General features: G+C 55.0%; 15 protein-coding genes. 5 read left to right on the top strand and 10 right to left on the bottom strand.

Annotated elements, in window-relative coordinates:
- The first annotated feature begins 6 nt into the window (after positions 1-6).
- Positions 7-498, top strand: a complete 492-nt coding sequence (locus ACQE2I_RS03730; RefSeq protein WP_427030154.1) for a RidA family protein — start codon at positions 7-9, stop codon at positions 496-498.
- Between the two features lie 77 nt (positions 499-575).
- On the opposite strand, the gene ACQE2I_RS03725 is transcribed toward ACQE2I_RS03730, so the two are convergent.
- The 5 genes from ACQE2I_RS03725 to ACQE2I_RS03705 form a co-directional block, all read right to left on the bottom strand.
- Positions 576-1,340 (bottom strand): alpha/beta hydrolase family protein, encoded by a 765-nt coding sequence (locus ACQE2I_RS03725; RefSeq protein ID WP_427030152.1) that lies wholly within the window; start codon positions 1,338-1,340, stop codon positions 576-578.
- A 77-nt stretch (positions 1,341-1,417) separates the two neighbouring features.
- On the bottom strand, positions 1,418-2,167 hold the full coding sequence (locus ACQE2I_RS03720; protein ID WP_427030151.1) for an RES family NAD+ phosphorylase: 750 nt from the start codon (positions 2,165-2,167) through the stop codon (positions 1,418-1,420).
- The gene (locus ACQE2I_RS03715) at positions 2,164-2,535 is read right to left on the bottom strand and encodes an antitoxin Xre-like helix-turn-helix domain-containing protein (RefSeq protein ID WP_427030150.1); all 372 of its coding nucleotides are present in this window, start codon (positions 2,533-2,535) and stop codon (positions 2,164-2,166) included. The genes ACQE2I_RS03720 and ACQE2I_RS03715 overlap by 4 nt, the downstream gene beginning before the upstream one ends.
- Before the next feature lie 77 nt (positions 2,536-2,612).
- Positions 2,613-4,355 (bottom strand): mechanosensitive ion channel family protein, encoded by a 1,743-nt coding sequence (locus tag ACQE2I_RS03710; protein WP_427030148.1) that lies wholly within the window; start codon positions 4,353-4,355, stop codon positions 2,613-2,615.
- A gap of 218 nt (positions 4,356-4,573) precedes the next feature.
- Entirely contained in the window at positions 4,574-5,548 is a 975-nt protein-coding gene (locus tag ACQE2I_RS03705) for an AraC family transcriptional regulator (protein WP_427030147.1), read from the bottom strand.
- A gap of 91 nt (positions 5,549-5,639) precedes the next feature.
- On the opposite strand from ACQE2I_RS03705, the gene ACQE2I_RS03700 reads away from it, so the two are divergent.
- Positions 5,640-7,055, top strand: a complete 1,416-nt coding sequence (locus ACQE2I_RS03700) for a tetratricopeptide repeat protein (RefSeq protein ID WP_427030146.1) — start codon at positions 5,640-5,642, stop codon at positions 7,053-7,055.
- A gap of 76 nt (positions 7,056-7,131) precedes the next feature.
- Here the strand turns inward: ACQE2I_RS03700 and ACQE2I_RS03695 are convergent, their stop codons facing one another.
- Genes ACQE2I_RS03695 through ACQE2I_RS03685 form a run of 3 tightly spaced genes read right to left on the bottom strand, consistent with a single transcriptional unit; the run spans position 7,132 to position 9,663 of the window.
- The gene (locus ACQE2I_RS03695) at positions 7,132-7,638 is read right to left on the bottom strand and encodes a GDYXXLXY domain-containing protein (RefSeq protein ID WP_427030145.1); all 507 of its coding nucleotides are present in this window, start codon (positions 7,636-7,638) and stop codon (positions 7,132-7,134) included.
- The gene (locus ACQE2I_RS03690) at positions 7,631-8,695 is read right to left on the bottom strand and encodes a DUF4401 domain-containing protein (RefSeq protein ID WP_427030144.1); all 1,065 of its coding nucleotides are present in this window, start codon (positions 8,693-8,695) and stop codon (positions 7,631-7,633) included. Before ACQE2I_RS03690 ends, ACQE2I_RS03695 begins: the two co-directional genes overlap by 8 nt.
- The gene (locus tag ACQE2I_RS03685) at positions 8,692-9,663 is read right to left on the bottom strand and encodes a DUF2157 domain-containing protein (RefSeq protein WP_427030143.1); all 972 of its coding nucleotides are present in this window, start codon (positions 9,661-9,663) and stop codon (positions 8,692-8,694) included. The genes ACQE2I_RS03690 and ACQE2I_RS03685 overlap by 4 nt, the downstream gene beginning before the upstream one ends.
- A gap of 258 nt (positions 9,664-9,921) precedes the next feature.
- On the opposite strand from ACQE2I_RS03685, the gene msrP reads away from it, so the two are divergent.
- Together msrP and msrQ are read left to right on the top strand one after the other, a co-directional pair.
- Positions 9,922-10,938, top strand: coding sequence for a protein-methionine-sulfoxide reductase catalytic subunit MsrP (gene msrP / locus ACQE2I_RS03680; protein ID WP_427030142.1), 1,017 nt, complete (start codon positions 9,922-9,924; stop codon positions 10,936-10,938).
- On the top strand, positions 10,938-11,558 hold the full coding sequence (gene msrQ / locus ACQE2I_RS03675) for a protein-methionine-sulfoxide reductase heme-binding subunit MsrQ (protein WP_427030141.1): 621 nt from the start codon (positions 10,938-10,940) through the stop codon (positions 11,556-11,558). Before msrP ends, msrQ begins: the two co-directional genes overlap by 1 nt.
- Before the next feature lie 24 nt (positions 11,559-11,582).
- Here msrQ and ACQE2I_RS03670 read toward each other — a convergent pair whose 3' ends face one another.
- Positions 11,583-12,161 carry an NAD(P)H-dependent oxidoreductase gene (locus ACQE2I_RS03670; protein WP_427030140.1) on the bottom strand — a complete coding sequence of 193 codons (579 nt, stop codon included), beginning with the start codon at positions 12,159-12,161 and terminating at the stop codon, positions 11,583-11,585.
- Positions 12,162-12,348: 187 nt separating this feature from the next.
- Between ACQE2I_RS03670 and ACQE2I_RS03665 the strand changes: the two genes are divergently transcribed.
- Positions 12,349-13,263, top strand: coding sequence for a LysR substrate-binding domain-containing protein (locus ACQE2I_RS03665; protein WP_427030139.1), 915 nt, complete (start codon positions 12,349-12,351; stop codon positions 13,261-13,263).
- A 1-nt stretch (position 13,264) separates the two neighbouring features.
- Here the strand turns inward: ACQE2I_RS03665 and ACQE2I_RS03660 are convergent, their stop codons facing one another.
- A complete protein-coding gene (locus ACQE2I_RS03660) occupies positions 13,265-14,104 on the bottom strand; it encodes a helix-turn-helix transcriptional regulator (RefSeq protein WP_427030138.1) in 840 nt (279 codons plus the stop codon).
- Between the last annotated feature and the right edge of the window lie 16 nt (positions 14,105-14,120).

Genomic DNA, 14,120 nt, shown 5'->3' with positions numbered 1-14,120 from the left:
TACATAATGAGTTTTAAAAGCGCTATTATTGGACTAACTCTTCTTTCAGCTTATGCAAATTCGGCGTTAGCCGAAGACATTATTCGCCACCCTATACCCAATTCAGACTTCCCTATACTGCAAGCAGTTGAGATCCCTTCCGATAGTACAACGGTTTACCTCAGTGGCACTGTTCCTGGCGTCATCAATGAAGCTGTCGATGCCAATAGTGTTGAAGCCTTTGGAACCACCGAAGAGCAAACCGTCACAGTGATGAATCGTATTAAAGCGCAGTTGGAAGGCTTGGGCTTAGGCGTAGGGGATATCGTCAAAATGCAGGCGTTTCTTGTAGCGCCAGAGGGTGAAACAGTCGACTTTCAAGGCTTCATGGCCGGCTATACACAATTCTTTGGCACTGAAGAGCAGCCTAATTTGCCAGTGCGCTCTGCTATGGTCGTCGACGCGCTGGTCAATCCCGGCTGGCTGGTAGAGGTCGAAGTTACCGCCGTTAGGCCATAAATATAGAAAAGCAAAACAAAACAGCTGGCTACATAAAAATAGACAGCTGTTTATAACACGCTATGATCTGTCAGTTTTTAATGCTTCATTAAGTTCCTGGCAAAGAAATCTAGCAACAATTCGTGGTGCTTATTCTGCCCAGAGCTGCTGGGCATATGATCCTCGCCTTCGTAATAGTGCACTTCCGGGTTGCGGCCGTGCTCACGAAGGCGCTTTTCCAGACGTTTGGTCATTTCAACCGACCACATGCGGCCTTGTGTGCCATGGGCAAAAAAACAACGGCCCAGGGTGCGGTCAATTTCAATCGGTGTGGTTGGCAGTAAGCCTTCGTGACTATCACCCCATGTCCAAGCGCGTTTACTGGCATCCCAGGCTTGCCAGCCCGGGTCACCCGCATCGCGAAAACCACGCGCATCGAAGGCGCCGCACACCACATCGGGCGGGCTGTGGGCAGCAATAGCATCAGGCACACCTGCTAAGGTCTCTTTGGTCATCCGTGTGCCGAGCAATAACGTATGCTCAGCGCCGCGTGAAAGTCCGTAAAGCCCAACCCGCTCACCCACGTACTGAAAATCCCGAAGCGCCCTCATTGCCTCCACTCTGCGGTCAAGCGGGTAATCGATAATATGCCCTGCGTTCCAGGCATTACCGCCGCTTGAGTAGCCATAGGGGAATGCCAAGAAGCCATGGGCGGCGAATAGCATTGCGTCCCGGTGGCTCCACCCTGCCCACGCGCCTTCGGAACCATGCAGCAACATGACGGCTGGAAAAGGGCCATCGCCCGGCGGGCCATAAGTAACGCCCCAGCCGGGTAGCAAACGCTGCACGATATTTAAAGGCATCTAGACAACCACTCCTTCCCTATTTTTGGATTCACCCAAACTGCACTTCTATCAAACCCAGATCAGAGAGCCGTTCACTAAGCAGGAAAAGGCAACACACCGTGGTGAAGAAAATCATCCAGATGGTAAGTGTAAACGCCTGATGAGTCTTTACGCTTAAATGACACTTGAGCGGCACTTGTGACACAAAGCCAAGGGCGCATATCGGCTGGCTCATGCTGGGCAAGCGCTTCAGGCGTAAACAAGCCTACGCACGTTCCACCCTGAATATCTCTTGCGGAGGCGTACTCAAAGGCTTCAACGTTCGCCGTTCGCATAGCACTACCCAATTGCTGGCACGGGGCGTAATCAACCGGATGCTTCAACACACCAAGGTGCTCAATAAAGGGGCCTGCGTTTAACCTCACTCCCCGTTTAACGGCATAGTCCACAGAAAAAAGCGTGTGTTCTGAACGCAGTGACTCGGCGACAGGTTCTCCTTCCATGGAGTACCAGAAAACCAGCCGGTAGAAAGCAGATTCCGCTAATGTTGCCAAAATGCTTTTGCCACCATATAAAATGCTCGGCTCAAAAGTTCGGCCAAAACGTGAACCCCATTTGAGTGGCGGATAGCGAAAAGGCGTTTTCAGTAAGTAGTGCAGCTCTTGCTCTTGCTGGGGATAAGGCGGCTTAGCGATTTCGAGCATGGCTTCTAGAAGCTCCTGCTCTTCAAGGGTATCCACATAGCTGAGCGTGGCCACTTGCTCTTGGCTTTCTACTAATCGATAGAGAGTGCCGGTGACAGGCTCGATATAACCTTCACCGCCACATGCTTCCCATACACTCACACCTTACCCCGCATACCATCCACGAATCTTAAAACAGCAAACAGTCCCTCCAAACGTCTCACCTGTTCCGCTGGTATGCCGCCAGTGACACGGTTAGACGTACACATAAAATGCTGAATCCACTTTTGATCACCACCGGTAAGAGCGAACAGTGCTCGAGCCAAGCGAATGAGCAGCAAGGCGAGTTCGCCCTGCTTGGAGTTTGGGTCGAGCCTCCGGTTTTTTTTAAGCTGCGTAATAGTCGTACGATGTACGCCAAGCACTTCTGCTAAGTCAGACTGTGATAGCCCCAGCTGCTCCGCAGCACGCAGCAATGCTTTAGCTAGCACCACTTCAGGGGTGGGCTTTGTATGAGCTAGAGCTGGCATAACGCACCTTATGGTGATGTATTTTCATCAATAATAGCAAAAAAGTTGCCTAAACACACTTTAAGTCTAATTTTCCCTTAATCTTCAACAGACGGCTCAGCTCCTCCTTCAGCGCTCTGCGCCCCGTCAGAGAGCTTGCCTTGCCTTAGACCCAGAGCAACATCTTGATGGCCGATGATAACAACGTCTCTTGGCCACCATTCTGGATAGTTATCGCGAATAAACGCCAACAGTTTCTCTCGCACGTTCATCTCTGCCGCCCAACCCGCTAACGGGTCTGATGTCATGAGATAACAGGTGACAGTTTGCACCGTTCCTGTTTGAGCGGTCACGTAACAGAGCAGCTTGTGATGCTCGATAACGCTTTCTTCTTGTTTAGCGAACTCGATAAATTTATCTCTCAATACGCCAATATCTGCACTCAAATGCAGTGTCAGCTCCAAGAACCGATACATCTTGGTACTCTTGACCGACAGGTTATCAAACGGCTTAGAAATGAAGTAGGTGACGGGCACAATTAAACGTCGCTCGTCCCAAGTTCTGAGCCGGATAAAGGTATAAAAGATACCTTCAACATAGCACCACTGGTCTTCAAAAATGACTAGATCGCCAATACGAATAGGCTTGGCAAACGACAGTTGAAACGAAGAGAGGATATTGCCCAACACCGCTTGACCCGCAACACCCACCAGCACCGCTAACACGCTGGCAGAGGCGAGGATGGATAAGCCCAGCGATTCAAAAAGCTGAACCTGCCCAAGGATGTAGATTGAAACACCGGTCACGGTGATCAAAATAATAAGTCGCCGCAACGCGTAGAGAGAGGTCAGCAGCCTGCGCTCATCCCTAGGCTTAGTATCATCAATTTCGCCGACAATACGTCGCGTCAAACGCAGCATGATGGTATCCACCAAGCGCAACGCAATCGTACCGACTCCCCAGGCCAAAATGCTGATTAACAGTACCCGAAAGGTGGTCGTGGCGACCGCCGAAAACGACACCACATAATCCAGCAACATCTGGGTGACAAGCGATACCGTAATCAACGCTGCGGGCATGCCAATTTGACTAGCGAAAATGCTTGATACCCCTGAAGGCAGCCATTTCGACATCAAACCAATCAAACAGTGAACCGCCCACCCGACCATCCCAACGAAGATCAAGAAAACCGGAATGGCAATCCACTCCCAAATCCTCAAAATGCCAAATGACGCCTGGAAACGCTCAGGGATATAGCTTTCCAGCATCGAGGGGCCGTATTGCTCATAAAGCACTGGAATGTACGACACGCTGATCGGCATGATTAGCCACACAGGCTCCTCCTCGCCGACGCGGTAACGGCCCAGCCGAATATCGTAAGTTTCTCCATCGGCTTTTAAGGATGACACTTCGATATTACGACGCGTCTCACCGACGCGAGGGTTTTCGCCTACAGAGCCTTCAATCAAGGCATCTTCTCGGCCTGGCAGATCAGAAACGCTAAGCCACTCGCCGCGTTGAAAAATCTCCGCCAGTTGCCGGGCTAGCTCACTTCCCTGCTCGCGCTGTTCGCTTTCTGAGAATTCGGCAAGGTTGAGCATATGAGCAGCGGTCTCATACTCTTCTTGATCGGTCAGCACCAGAAAGCTTCTGATCGACTCCCGTGGTGTTACCCGGTTTGCCTCTTCAGGTGCGTCGCCAAGCCCTATATTTAGCGAGTCGACAGAAAACCACTGGCTATCTTCGCTCTCTCCTCCTTGAGTTTGCGCCGCGCATAGGCTGGAAAAGGTCAGTAACATTACCAACACACCCCATGCGAGCCACGAGCCGTTTACTTTCATATATGCCTTATTCATTGAAGTGGGCCAATTTGTTTATCACTGACGACCAGCATTGAGCACTGGATCATCCATGTCAGCGGTTTGATAGGTACAGACTACCTTGCTTGATTAGACAAGGCGAAGGGTAGCAATGACCACGCTCCTAACAAGCCATTAGCTCATAACCTAGCTCGTGGAAATTGGTTAATAGAACCGGGCTGGAGGTTGGAGCATACAGTTCAGTTACCGGGTTCGTTTAGTGCGCGCTGTTCTCGTCGCCAAGCCGCGGGAGGCGCTCCAAATGCGCGCTTGAACGCTTTGTTAAAGGAAGCCTCGGACTCGTAGCCCGCTTCCAACGCGATACGCGCGATAGGGGTAAGCGACTCGCGCAGGTGACGGGCGGCGACCTGCATACGCAGCCTAGCTAGATAGCGCATTGGCGGCATACCTACCAAATCAGTGAAACGACCGGCAAAGGCAGAGCGCGAGAGCCCCACCTGGCGCGCTAGATCTTGCGTTGTCCAGTGATGCTCGGGAGAATCATGCAATTGGGCCAGCGCCCGACTGACGAAGGGATCGCCTAACCCGCCAACCCAAGCACGCTGCTCAGGCGGCAAGCGGGTGAGATAGAGTTGTGCAGCCTCGATAAATAGCAATTCAGCGAGCCTTGCGAGCAGCGCCGGTGAGCGCACCGAGCCGACAGCTAGTTCCGAAGCGGCAAAGCGGAAGGAGCTCTCGATCCAGGCTCTGGCCGCGCCCTCCATCACATCCAGCGTCATCACTTTGGGCAGCACGCCAATCAGCGCATCACAGGGCGTCTCGCTGTGCAGAAAACCACACAACAGGCGGGTGGTTTCGCCGCCACCTCCATAGACAATCTGCGCCAGCCCCCCTTCATTTGTAGGCTGCAGTAGATGATCAACGCTGATGGGACGGGTGCTCAGTTCACTGCCAAGCAGGTGCGGGTCGTTGCGCGGCAGCAATACGATATGCCCTGCCGATACGGCCACCGGCAATCCGTGATCTACCTGCAACAGCAACTGCCCGGCGCTGACATAGTGGTAAGCAAGAATGCTCTGAGACACTGAGGTGAAAGGGCGACAATCCTCCGGAGTGACTTGGGCTACCACACACCAGGGCGCGGAGAACTCCGCATCAAGAAAGATGCCGCCGGTAAAGCGAATCATGCGCAGCACATCGAGTGCAGCATCCATGGGTCTGTGTCTCTATCGCGGCGGATCGGACAACAACACCGGCGCCTCAACCATTAAAGTCTACCGTACCTCATCGTAGTCTAGCAGCCTGGTGAGCGGGCTGGCCGCCACCGGGTGGAAAAAGATTGTCACCACCAATAATCACAACGACAAGCTGGAGATATCTACTATGCTGACCGACCGCCAAGGCAACGCCCTGCCCGGCGCCACTTCTGAAACCCAGGTGCTTTACCACCGCGCTATCGACGCCTTCAATCTCTACCGCGGCGACCCCGTCACCCCGTTGGATCAGGCGATTGAAGCCACCCCAAACTTCACTATGGCACGCATCGCCAGGGCCTATCTGTTTGCTCTGGCCACAGAACCCGCCGCTGCAACCGCGGCCAAAGCCGACCTGGCCGCTACTAACGGTGCACGCTTGAATGACCGGGAGGCTTCCCATGTCGCCATCCTAGCGCAGTTGCTTGCCGGCGACTGGAGCGCCGCGGGGGTCGCCCTGGATTACCATAACCTACGCTACCCACATGATCTGCTGGCCCTGCAGGCCGGTCACCTAGTCGACTTCTACCGCGCTAACGCCCGCAACCTGCGTGACCGCCTCGCTCGCGTGCTGCCAAAATGGTCATCCGACATCCCAGGCCATTCAATCGCAATGGGCATGTACTCCTTCGGGCTGGAAGAGACTGGCGACTACGCCCGCGCCGAGCAAGTCGGCCGGCAAGCGCTGGATCTACAACCGCTCGACTGCTGGGCGCACCACGCTGTAGCCCATGTCATGGAGATGCAGGGCCGTGCCCAGGACGGTATTGGCTGGATGACCGAACGCGAGCCTTACTGGTCGGGCGACGACAATCTGTTCAAGGTGCATAATTGGTGGCACCTCGCCCTCTGCCATCTCGACCTCGGGCAGACCAAAGAAGTGTTGGCCCTCTACGACGGTCCGATCCGTCATGAGCGTAGTACCGTGGTGCTGGATATGATCGACGCCTCAGCGCTGCTGTGGCGACTAGCCCTCACGGGTCAGGACGTCGGAGAGCGTTGGCAGGAACTGGCGATCGCCTGGGATCAGCACGCGGACGGACAGCTCTACCCCTTCAACGATTGGCATGCTGTGATGGCCTACCTGGGTGCTGATCGCGACGACCGGGTGGAAGCATTGCTGACGACGCTACGCAATACCGGCCACAACTCCGAGACAGCGGGCTGGGCGCGACGCATCGGCCTGCCCCTAACGGAAGGATTTGTAGCCTTTTGGCGCGGGCATTACGACACCGCGGTGGAGCGTCTACACTCGGTTCGTTTTATTGCCAACGCCTTCGGCGGTAGTCATGCTCAGCGCGACATCATCGACTGGACGCTGACCGAGGCCGCCATACGTGGAGGCAATCGCGAGCTCGCTGAAGGTATGGCCAACGAACGCCTGGCGCTCAAACCACATAGCCCCATCAACCGCGACTTCCTGCGTCGGGCCACCGCCCCGGCCGTGGCCGAGCGTCAGCTGGCCTGAAACACAAAAGCGGAGGCTACCGCCCCATACAGGCGGGGGCTTCCGTACTTTATTTATCAACTCGGAGGGCTCACCGCTAGGGGCTCAGGTTCTTTAGCGCTTCATTGTGCAAGGAAACCAACAACGGCTTGCCGTCAGTGTTGATACGAAATTGACCATAGCGCGCTGACTCATAGCGTTCGGCCTCGCCTTCCTGAAAGAAGAAAGCATTGGTAGCAAAAAGTACTTGGCCATTGCGAAGCCTATAGCACAAACGTCTTTCGTTTTCGCTTAGAGGATCGCCATTCTCCAGCCGTTCAAAGTGAGCAATACGCTTTTCATCTAGCCGCACAACGACAGTGCCATTGTGTGCTTTCAGGATATCCCCATCCGCCCTAGCCTGATGAAGCGTACTTTGAATTCGGTTGCTGAGTGCGAAATTCAGTGCCATATAATCGCCCTGCATCAGCGAACGTGGATCTACCGGTGCCAGCTCAAGGTACATAACCTCGCCTTCGGCTAAGTGTCCCTCCTTGTCCCAAATAGCCCAATTAACCGCGGCCAGGATCACCAGTAGGGTTACCGCCACGATGATCTTATTCATCGCCTTGCCCCTTTATGCTCCACCACCAGTGCCTTAGCGCCAAACGCATTGCCAGGATAAGCCCGCCAATGATCAGCAGTGTTAGCGCCTTGGTTAACAGCGTCGCGTCCAGCCAGTAGTAATAACTGCCAATGCCCATTAACAGCGAAAGCACCCCGAGCCCCATCACGAGGCGATGCCCTATCGCAAAACCTAACAGTAAGACCACCAAGCCTTGGCCTACTCCCAGCGCATAAAGTGAGACCAGCAGCATCGCGATAAGGCTTAGATATAATCCCCAATGGTTTTTGAAATCAGGGATTGTATAGAGCAGCAGCGCCACAGAGACCGCCACTAATACGGCGCTTAACCCAGGCACCGACCAGGCAAAGGCGGTAGTGCTCTGTGCGTCAAGCCAGAAGGCGAACGACTGGCCGCTATGCGCTAATCCCTGCATTACTAGCAGACCTATCAGCAAGCCATAGCCCCATGCGTGCACGTCCCGAATACGGCTGGGCCAGCGAAATTCGTTTAACCAGAGCAGCGTTAGCGCCAGCAGCACTATTCCACTCGCCAACGGTGCCATAGCGTTCACTGCCAAAGCCATATAGAGCGCCAAGCTGGCAGCAAACGCTGAAAACGTACGGTGAACCTGGCTCGGCATTACCAGCGCCAGTACGCTCTGCAAGCCCAGCAGCGACCACCCCAGCCGTGACCAAAATGGATAGGCAGATTCATTCCAAAACGCTACCGCTGCCCAAGCAATTAGCAACTGCCCGGCTAAGCTAACCGCCAGCGCCAAGTGTTCGAGCACATCACTGCGAGCTTTGCGAAATAGCCCATAAGCCGCGCCTATCATCACCAGCCCCAAGCCCAACGATGCCGCGGGGCTCTCCGCCACAAACACCACGCCCATGGCGATAAAGCCGAGCAAGAATAGTGCCGCCAACCAGCCGGAAAACGCCTGCAGCGCGCGCACAAACCAGGGTGTTTGCAACTGCGCAGGGGTGGTAGGTTCGTTTAACGTAATGCCCGCTTGAGTGAGCCTGGCTTTAAAGTCATTAACGTTGTTCGTCACTGGGCAAGCTCCCGATGTAGCCGCTTTAGCCATACCACTGCCCCGGCGCCCATCGCCAGCACCGCGATGGAGATCAGCATCAGGCTTCCCTCCTGCCAATCGCCCTCCCAGAGCAAAACTCTGGCAAGTAGCAGCGTGGTCACCGTTATCAATGAGACACAGCCGCCCGCGATCATAAATAGCTCAGGCCAACAGTAGCGATAAACGCCATACAGCGCCGCCAACCAGAATGGATAAATCGCCAGCACTGGCGACCCTACGAGGCCTGTATCAACTATCAACGTCATCATTAATAGCGTTATCGGCACTCCACCGCCCACCGCCAGCAAGCGCACCGCCCACTGCCGTGGCCAACCCCGGTAACGGGCACCCCACTCCCAGGCTGCCAATGCCAGGGTGTTGAGTAAAAACAGCCCCCACAGCGCAGCGTCGCTACTGGTCAAAACGCCAAACGGCCCGCCCCAGGTATGAAAATAGAGTCCGATAGCCAGATTCATTAACCCCAGCCACAGCACCCAAAGCAGCTCAAAACGCGCTACCCAGACCCAGGGCAGCGACAGAAGCGCCCAGCTAAAAAACAGCTGCCAGGGGTCTGCGCCGGTTTGGTACACCTGCCCGAACAGTGCCAACAGCACGCCCACCAATAAAGTGGCCGACGTTAGCGCCACACGCGAAACCATCGGGCGGGTCTTGGGCCAAATGGCGATAGCTACCGCCAGCACCATCGCTGCCTGCACCACGCCAAAGCGCAGCCAACGGCCCATCTCGGCCCAGTTATAAGCTATGAAAAACAGCACCGCGAAGGCCAGCGCCAGTCCGCCTAGCCATAGCAGTAGGAGATCAATAAACACGGCCCAGGCTCGGGGCGAAGGGTGCAGTCCAGAAACCTGGATAGCCCGCGCCACCTGTTCAGGCGGTATCGCACCCTGATCGATCAGTGCCACCACTTCACGGCGTGTAGAAGCCATGGGATTCCTTGCAAATTTGGTGAGGGACATAAGGCTTAGCTGACGGTCTATAGTAGGCTTATTAAGCCTGCCATTCATGTCATTCAAGCGGTAGGCTTCTGCGCTAAGTCAATCAACTCATCCATTACTTGTTTTTAAGACCCAATACCTACAGGTTATGTAGAACTTTCTTACTCCTTCATGCGTCGAACCTACACTTTGAATAAACGGTAGCTCACATGACCGCTGACGTCGGCTTAACCTAACAGGAGATATTCTATGTTAATAAAGATTGCCAAACCGAGTGATTTACACGAATCCGATGTCACGTCGGAATCTATCTACCTCTCCCGGCGGCGCTTTATGGGCGGCATGGCAGGCCTAGGGGCAGGGCTTGCCCTTTCCGGCCACGCCCGTGCTAACGCCGACTATTCAGATGTACCCAAAGTCGATGCGCCAGCGTGGTTAAAGGAAAAAATCAGCGAGACACAGTGGCGGGCCATCACCCCGAGCGATCCTGACAAAGATAAAATAGCCCCCTTTGATGACGCCAGTGGCTACAACAACTTTTTCGAGTTCGGCCCTGACAAGGGCGACCCCGCTCGCCATGCAGGCAGCCTGGAAACCCAACCCTGGAGCGTAGTGGTCGATGGCGAAGTCAATAATGGCGGGCGCTTTGCATTAGAGGACTTCGCCAAGCCCGCGCAGTTTGAAGAGCGTATTTACCGTCTGCGCTGTGTCGAGGCGTGGTCGATGGTGATTCCCTGGCTCGGCATCCCCCTGGCTGACGTAATCAAGCGTGCCGACCCTACCAGCAAAGCCAAGTACGTGCGCTTTGAAACACTGGAGGACCCCGAGCAAATGCGCGGTCAGCGTTCATCGTTTTCGATCATCGATTGGCCCTACGTGGAAGGCCTGCGCTTAGACGAAGCCATGCACCCGCTAACACTGCTGGCCATGGGCATGTATGGCCGCGAGCTGCCCAACCAGAATGGCGCACCCCTACGGCTGGTAGTGCCCTGGAAGTACGGCTTCAAGAGCATCAAGTCGATTGTGCGCATCTCGCTGGTGGAAGAGCAGCCAGTTAACTCCTGGCAGCAGATTGCCTCGGATGAATACGGCTTTTATGCCAACGTTAACCCCCAGGTTGACCACCCGCGCTGGAGCCAAGCTACCGAGCGGCGTTTGCCCAACAGCCTGTTTAACCCCAACACCGTCGATACCCTGATGTTTAACGGCTACACCGATGAAGTCGCTGAGATGTATGCGGGGTTAGATTTGAGGAAAAACTACTGATGGCAACCCAGCGCAAATGGCTAGCCTGGCGCGTGGCGGTATTTCTAGCCGCGCTAACACCGCTGCTGTTTTGGAGCTGGCAGGTAGCGATCAACGCCGCTGGCCCCGAGCCGGGGAATTACCTGCTGCTGAATATCGGCATCGGCGCGCTATGGATGTTGCTACTGACCCTTAGCTTAACCCCGTTGACCAAGCTAACCCGCTGGAAAGGCTTTGCGCTGATCCGCCGCCAGTTGGGTCTGTGGACGCTGGCCTACGCCACTCTGCATATGCTCAGCTACGCGCTGTTTATCCTCGGGCTTAACTGGGCGCTGCTGGGCAGCGAGATCGTCAAACGTCCGTATATTATCGTCGGCATGATCGCGCTGGTCGGCCTTGCAGTGCTCGGGGCGACGTCTAACAAATGGTCGATGCGCCGCCTAGGCAAACGCTGGAAGCCGCTGCACAGATTTTCCTACGCTATTTTGGGCCTCGTGTTACTGCATTTCTTCTGGGTGGTGCGCGCCGACATGCAAGAGTGGGCGATGTATGCCGCTATTGCGGCGCTAATTATGGCAACTCGCCTGCCGCCAGTCGCCCGCACACTGCCTAAACTACGCTACCGGTTAAGCCGTACTTAGTGCTTGTAAGAAACGAAACCTAACCTAGCCAAGGGCTTTGCGCAGGTGGTTACGATAAGCCGCTTTATCGCGGTCGACATCCGGCATTTTCATTACATCGTTGGCGATAAAGGTCGGCAGCGCTGCTAGGCCAATAAATTCCTGTGATTTATGGAACGGGAAGTAGACACCATCCACGCCACGCCCTTCAAAGAAGTTGTCAGGCTCATCGAAGGCTTCTAAAGGCGCGTTCCAGGTTAGTGAAAGCATGTAGCGGCGCCCCTGCAGCAAGCCGCCACTGCCGTACTGTTTGGTCGGGTCTTGGCGTGAGCGGCCATCGCTGGCGTAGAGCGAACCGTGGCCTTCGGTGAGCACTTCATCAATGTAGCGTTTCACAATCCAGGGCGTTCCCATCCACCAGCCAGGCATTTGATACACAATCGTGTCCGCCCACAGGTAATTCTGCACCTCGGTATCAAGATCATAGCCCTGATCAATCACCGTCTCGCGCACTTCATAGCCCATTTCCTGCAACGCACTCACCGCCACACCGTGCAACGTATTATTGAGTTCACCGCCAGAATGGGCAAATGCCTTGCCGCCGTTAATCAACAGAACTTTCATCAATAAAACCTCCCATAATAGCTAGCATACCCATGCCTATATACTTTGGCATGGCGTTGAATGAGCGGTATTGTGGGTTCAAAGCATGCGAAAAAACAGCAACGCTTCAGCAAGACACTTTTGATTTAAAATCAACAAATTTGGTATTCGCCATTAAGGCAACCGATAACGCTATGAACAGCACCCAATGAAAAGCACCCTTGAAGAACAGCAGGCCTTTGTGACGGTCGTCGATAGCGGCTCAATCACCGGTGCCGCTGAACGGCTTGGCATTACCGTTTCTGGGGTTAGCCGTGCGCTCAACCGCCTGGAGCAAAAACTTGGCGCGACCCTGCTACGTAGAACCACGCGTCGCCTAGAGTTGACCGAAGAGGGAGAAACATTCCTAAACCATTGCCGCCGTATTCTCGCCGCCGTGGAAGAAGCCGAAGAAGCCATGCAGAACCGCCACAACCAGCCTCAAGGCAGGTTACGGATCAACGCCGCTCCCAGCTTTATGCAGTTCGTGATTGTGCCGGTGATTGGCGAGTTCCGCGCACGCTACCCTGGCATTACGCTGGAACTCGATACCCACGACCGCTTTGTCGACCTATTGGAACAGCGGGTTGATTTGGCCATCCGCATTGGCAAGCTTGAAGATTCGTCGCTGCACGCCCGCCTCCTTGGCTACAGCCCGCTGCGCCTTCTGGCCAGCCCCGCCTACCTTAAACGCCACGGCACTCCAGAAAGCATCGATGACCTTCAAGATCACAGCTTATTAGGCTTCAGCCAGCTCGATCATCTCAATCGCTGGCCACTGTGCCGCGCTGATGGCCAACCCTTGCACATCACCCCAACGCTGGCGGCCTCCAGCGGTAGCACGCTGCTTGAGCTAGCCCTTGGCGGGGAAGGCATTGTCTGCCTCGCCGACTTTATGACCATCACTCCCCGTCGCAACGGCAAATTGGTTGATGTATTACCCGGCTGCATAGAAATGCAGACCCAAGTTGTCAATGCCGTGTACTACCGCCAAACCACGCTTTCCCAGCGCACCCGACTGTTTATGGAGTTTTTAGCTGAGCAACTGCCGGGGCGGTATTTGCAGGGGGGACCTCCCAGATAAATCAAGCCACGACCCACTCATGAAAGGACCTCTCCTCGGCGTCGCTCCCCTTGAGGGCATAATAAACCAGCCGTAGATGGCGCTCTTCATCGACAGTGAGCGTTGTGTGCTCGAACGCCACCTCGCCCAGCTCCTCAAGGTAAAGATGACGCACTCCCTGGCAAGGGGCGTTGACCTCCTGGGTTTTCCACACCAGCTTAAACTCAGGCGAAACCTTGGTTAACTCTTCGATAAGCTCATCAATGGAGGGATCTTGCGCCGCACGGGCAAAGTCGCGCCGAAAGCTGGAGAGCATTTGGCTGACCTGCGCTTCCCAGGGTGATAAGCGCTGACGCATACCAGAGTCGGTAAATAACAGCCACAGCAGATTGCGGCGCTCAGGCACATGGGACGAGAAGTTGAACAGCTTATCGGCGGCATCGTTCCACGCCAGCACATCCCAACGTAAGTTAAGAATATACGCAGGTCGTGTCGGCAAATCGTCCATCAACGTTTGGATCAGCGGTGGCACGCTGCACCAGGCTTTGCCTAGCTCAGAGGGTAACCGCTGATGAGTCAGTAAGAACAAATGGCGTCGCTCAGCCGCATCCAACTTAAGCGCTTTGGCTAGATTGTCCAGAAAAGTCGCCGATACGCTAATATCGCGCCCCTGCTCCAACCAGGTATACCAAGTCAGTCCCACGCCCGCTAAGGCGGCGACTTCTTCTCGCCTTAACCCCGGCGTACGCCTTCGGCGGCCACGAGGCAGGCCCACCTCTTCCGGGGCGATTTTCTCTCGATGTTTACGTAGAAACTCAGCCAAGTCTTGCCGCGCTCGAGTCAGCGTCCGGGGAGCCGTCATTTTGTTACCTTTAATA

The sequence above is a fragment of the Halomonas sp. H2 genome (assembly GCF_050215315.1).
GTDB lineage: Bacteria > Pseudomonadota > Gammaproteobacteria > Pseudomonadales > Halomonadaceae > Vreelandella.
This window is presented reverse-complemented; position numbering and strand designations above follow the sequence as displayed.

What these genes read in the sequence shown, in the direction of transcription:
- ACQE2I_RS03730 (WP_427030154.1), top strand. Translation starts at nt 7, where the DNA reads ATGAGTTTTAAAAGCGCTATTATTGGACTAACTCTTCTTTCAGCTTAT.
- ACQE2I_RS03725 (WP_427030152.1), bottom strand. Translation starts at nt 1,340, where the DNA reads ATGCCTTTAAATATCGTGCAGCGTTTGCTACCCGGCTGGGGCGTTACT.
- ACQE2I_RS03715 (WP_427030150.1), bottom strand. Translation starts at nt 2,535, where the DNA reads ATGCCAGCTCTAGCTCATACAAAGCCCACCCCTGAAGTGGTGCTAGCT.
- ACQE2I_RS03710 (WP_427030148.1), bottom strand. Translation starts at nt 4,355, where the DNA reads ATGAAAGTAAACGGCTCGTGGCTCGCATGGGGTGTGTTGGTAATGTTA.
- ACQE2I_RS03705 (WP_427030147.1), bottom strand. Translation starts at nt 5,548, where the DNA reads ATGGATGCTGCACTCGATGTGCTGCGCATGATTCGCTTTACCGGCGGC.
- ACQE2I_RS03695 (WP_427030145.1), bottom strand. Translation starts at nt 7,638, where the DNA reads ATGAATAAGATCATCGTGGCGGTAACCCTACTGGTGATCCTGGCCGCG.
- ACQE2I_RS03685 (WP_427030143.1), bottom strand. Translation starts at nt 9,663, where the DNA reads ATGGCTTCTACACGCCGTGAAGTGGTGGCACTGATCGATCAGGGTGCG.
- msrP (WP_427030142.1), top strand. Translation starts at nt 9,922, where the DNA reads ATGTTAATAAAGATTGCCAAACCGAGTGATTTACACGAATCCGATGTC.
- msrQ (WP_427030141.1), top strand. Translation starts at nt 10,938, where the DNA reads ATGGCAACCCAGCGCAAATGGCTAGCCTGGCGCGTGGCGGTATTTCTA.
- ACQE2I_RS03670 (WP_427030140.1), bottom strand. Translation starts at nt 12,161, where the DNA reads ATGAAAGTTCTGTTGATTAACGGCGGCAAGGCATTTGCCCATTCTGGC.
- ACQE2I_RS03665 (WP_427030139.1), top strand. Translation starts at nt 12,349, where the DNA reads ATGAAAAGCACCCTTGAAGAACAGCAGGCCTTTGTGACGGTCGTCGAT.
- ACQE2I_RS03660 (WP_427030138.1), bottom strand. Translation starts at nt 14,104, where the DNA reads ATGACGGCTCCCCGGACGCTGACTCGAGCGCGGCAAGACTTGGCTGAG.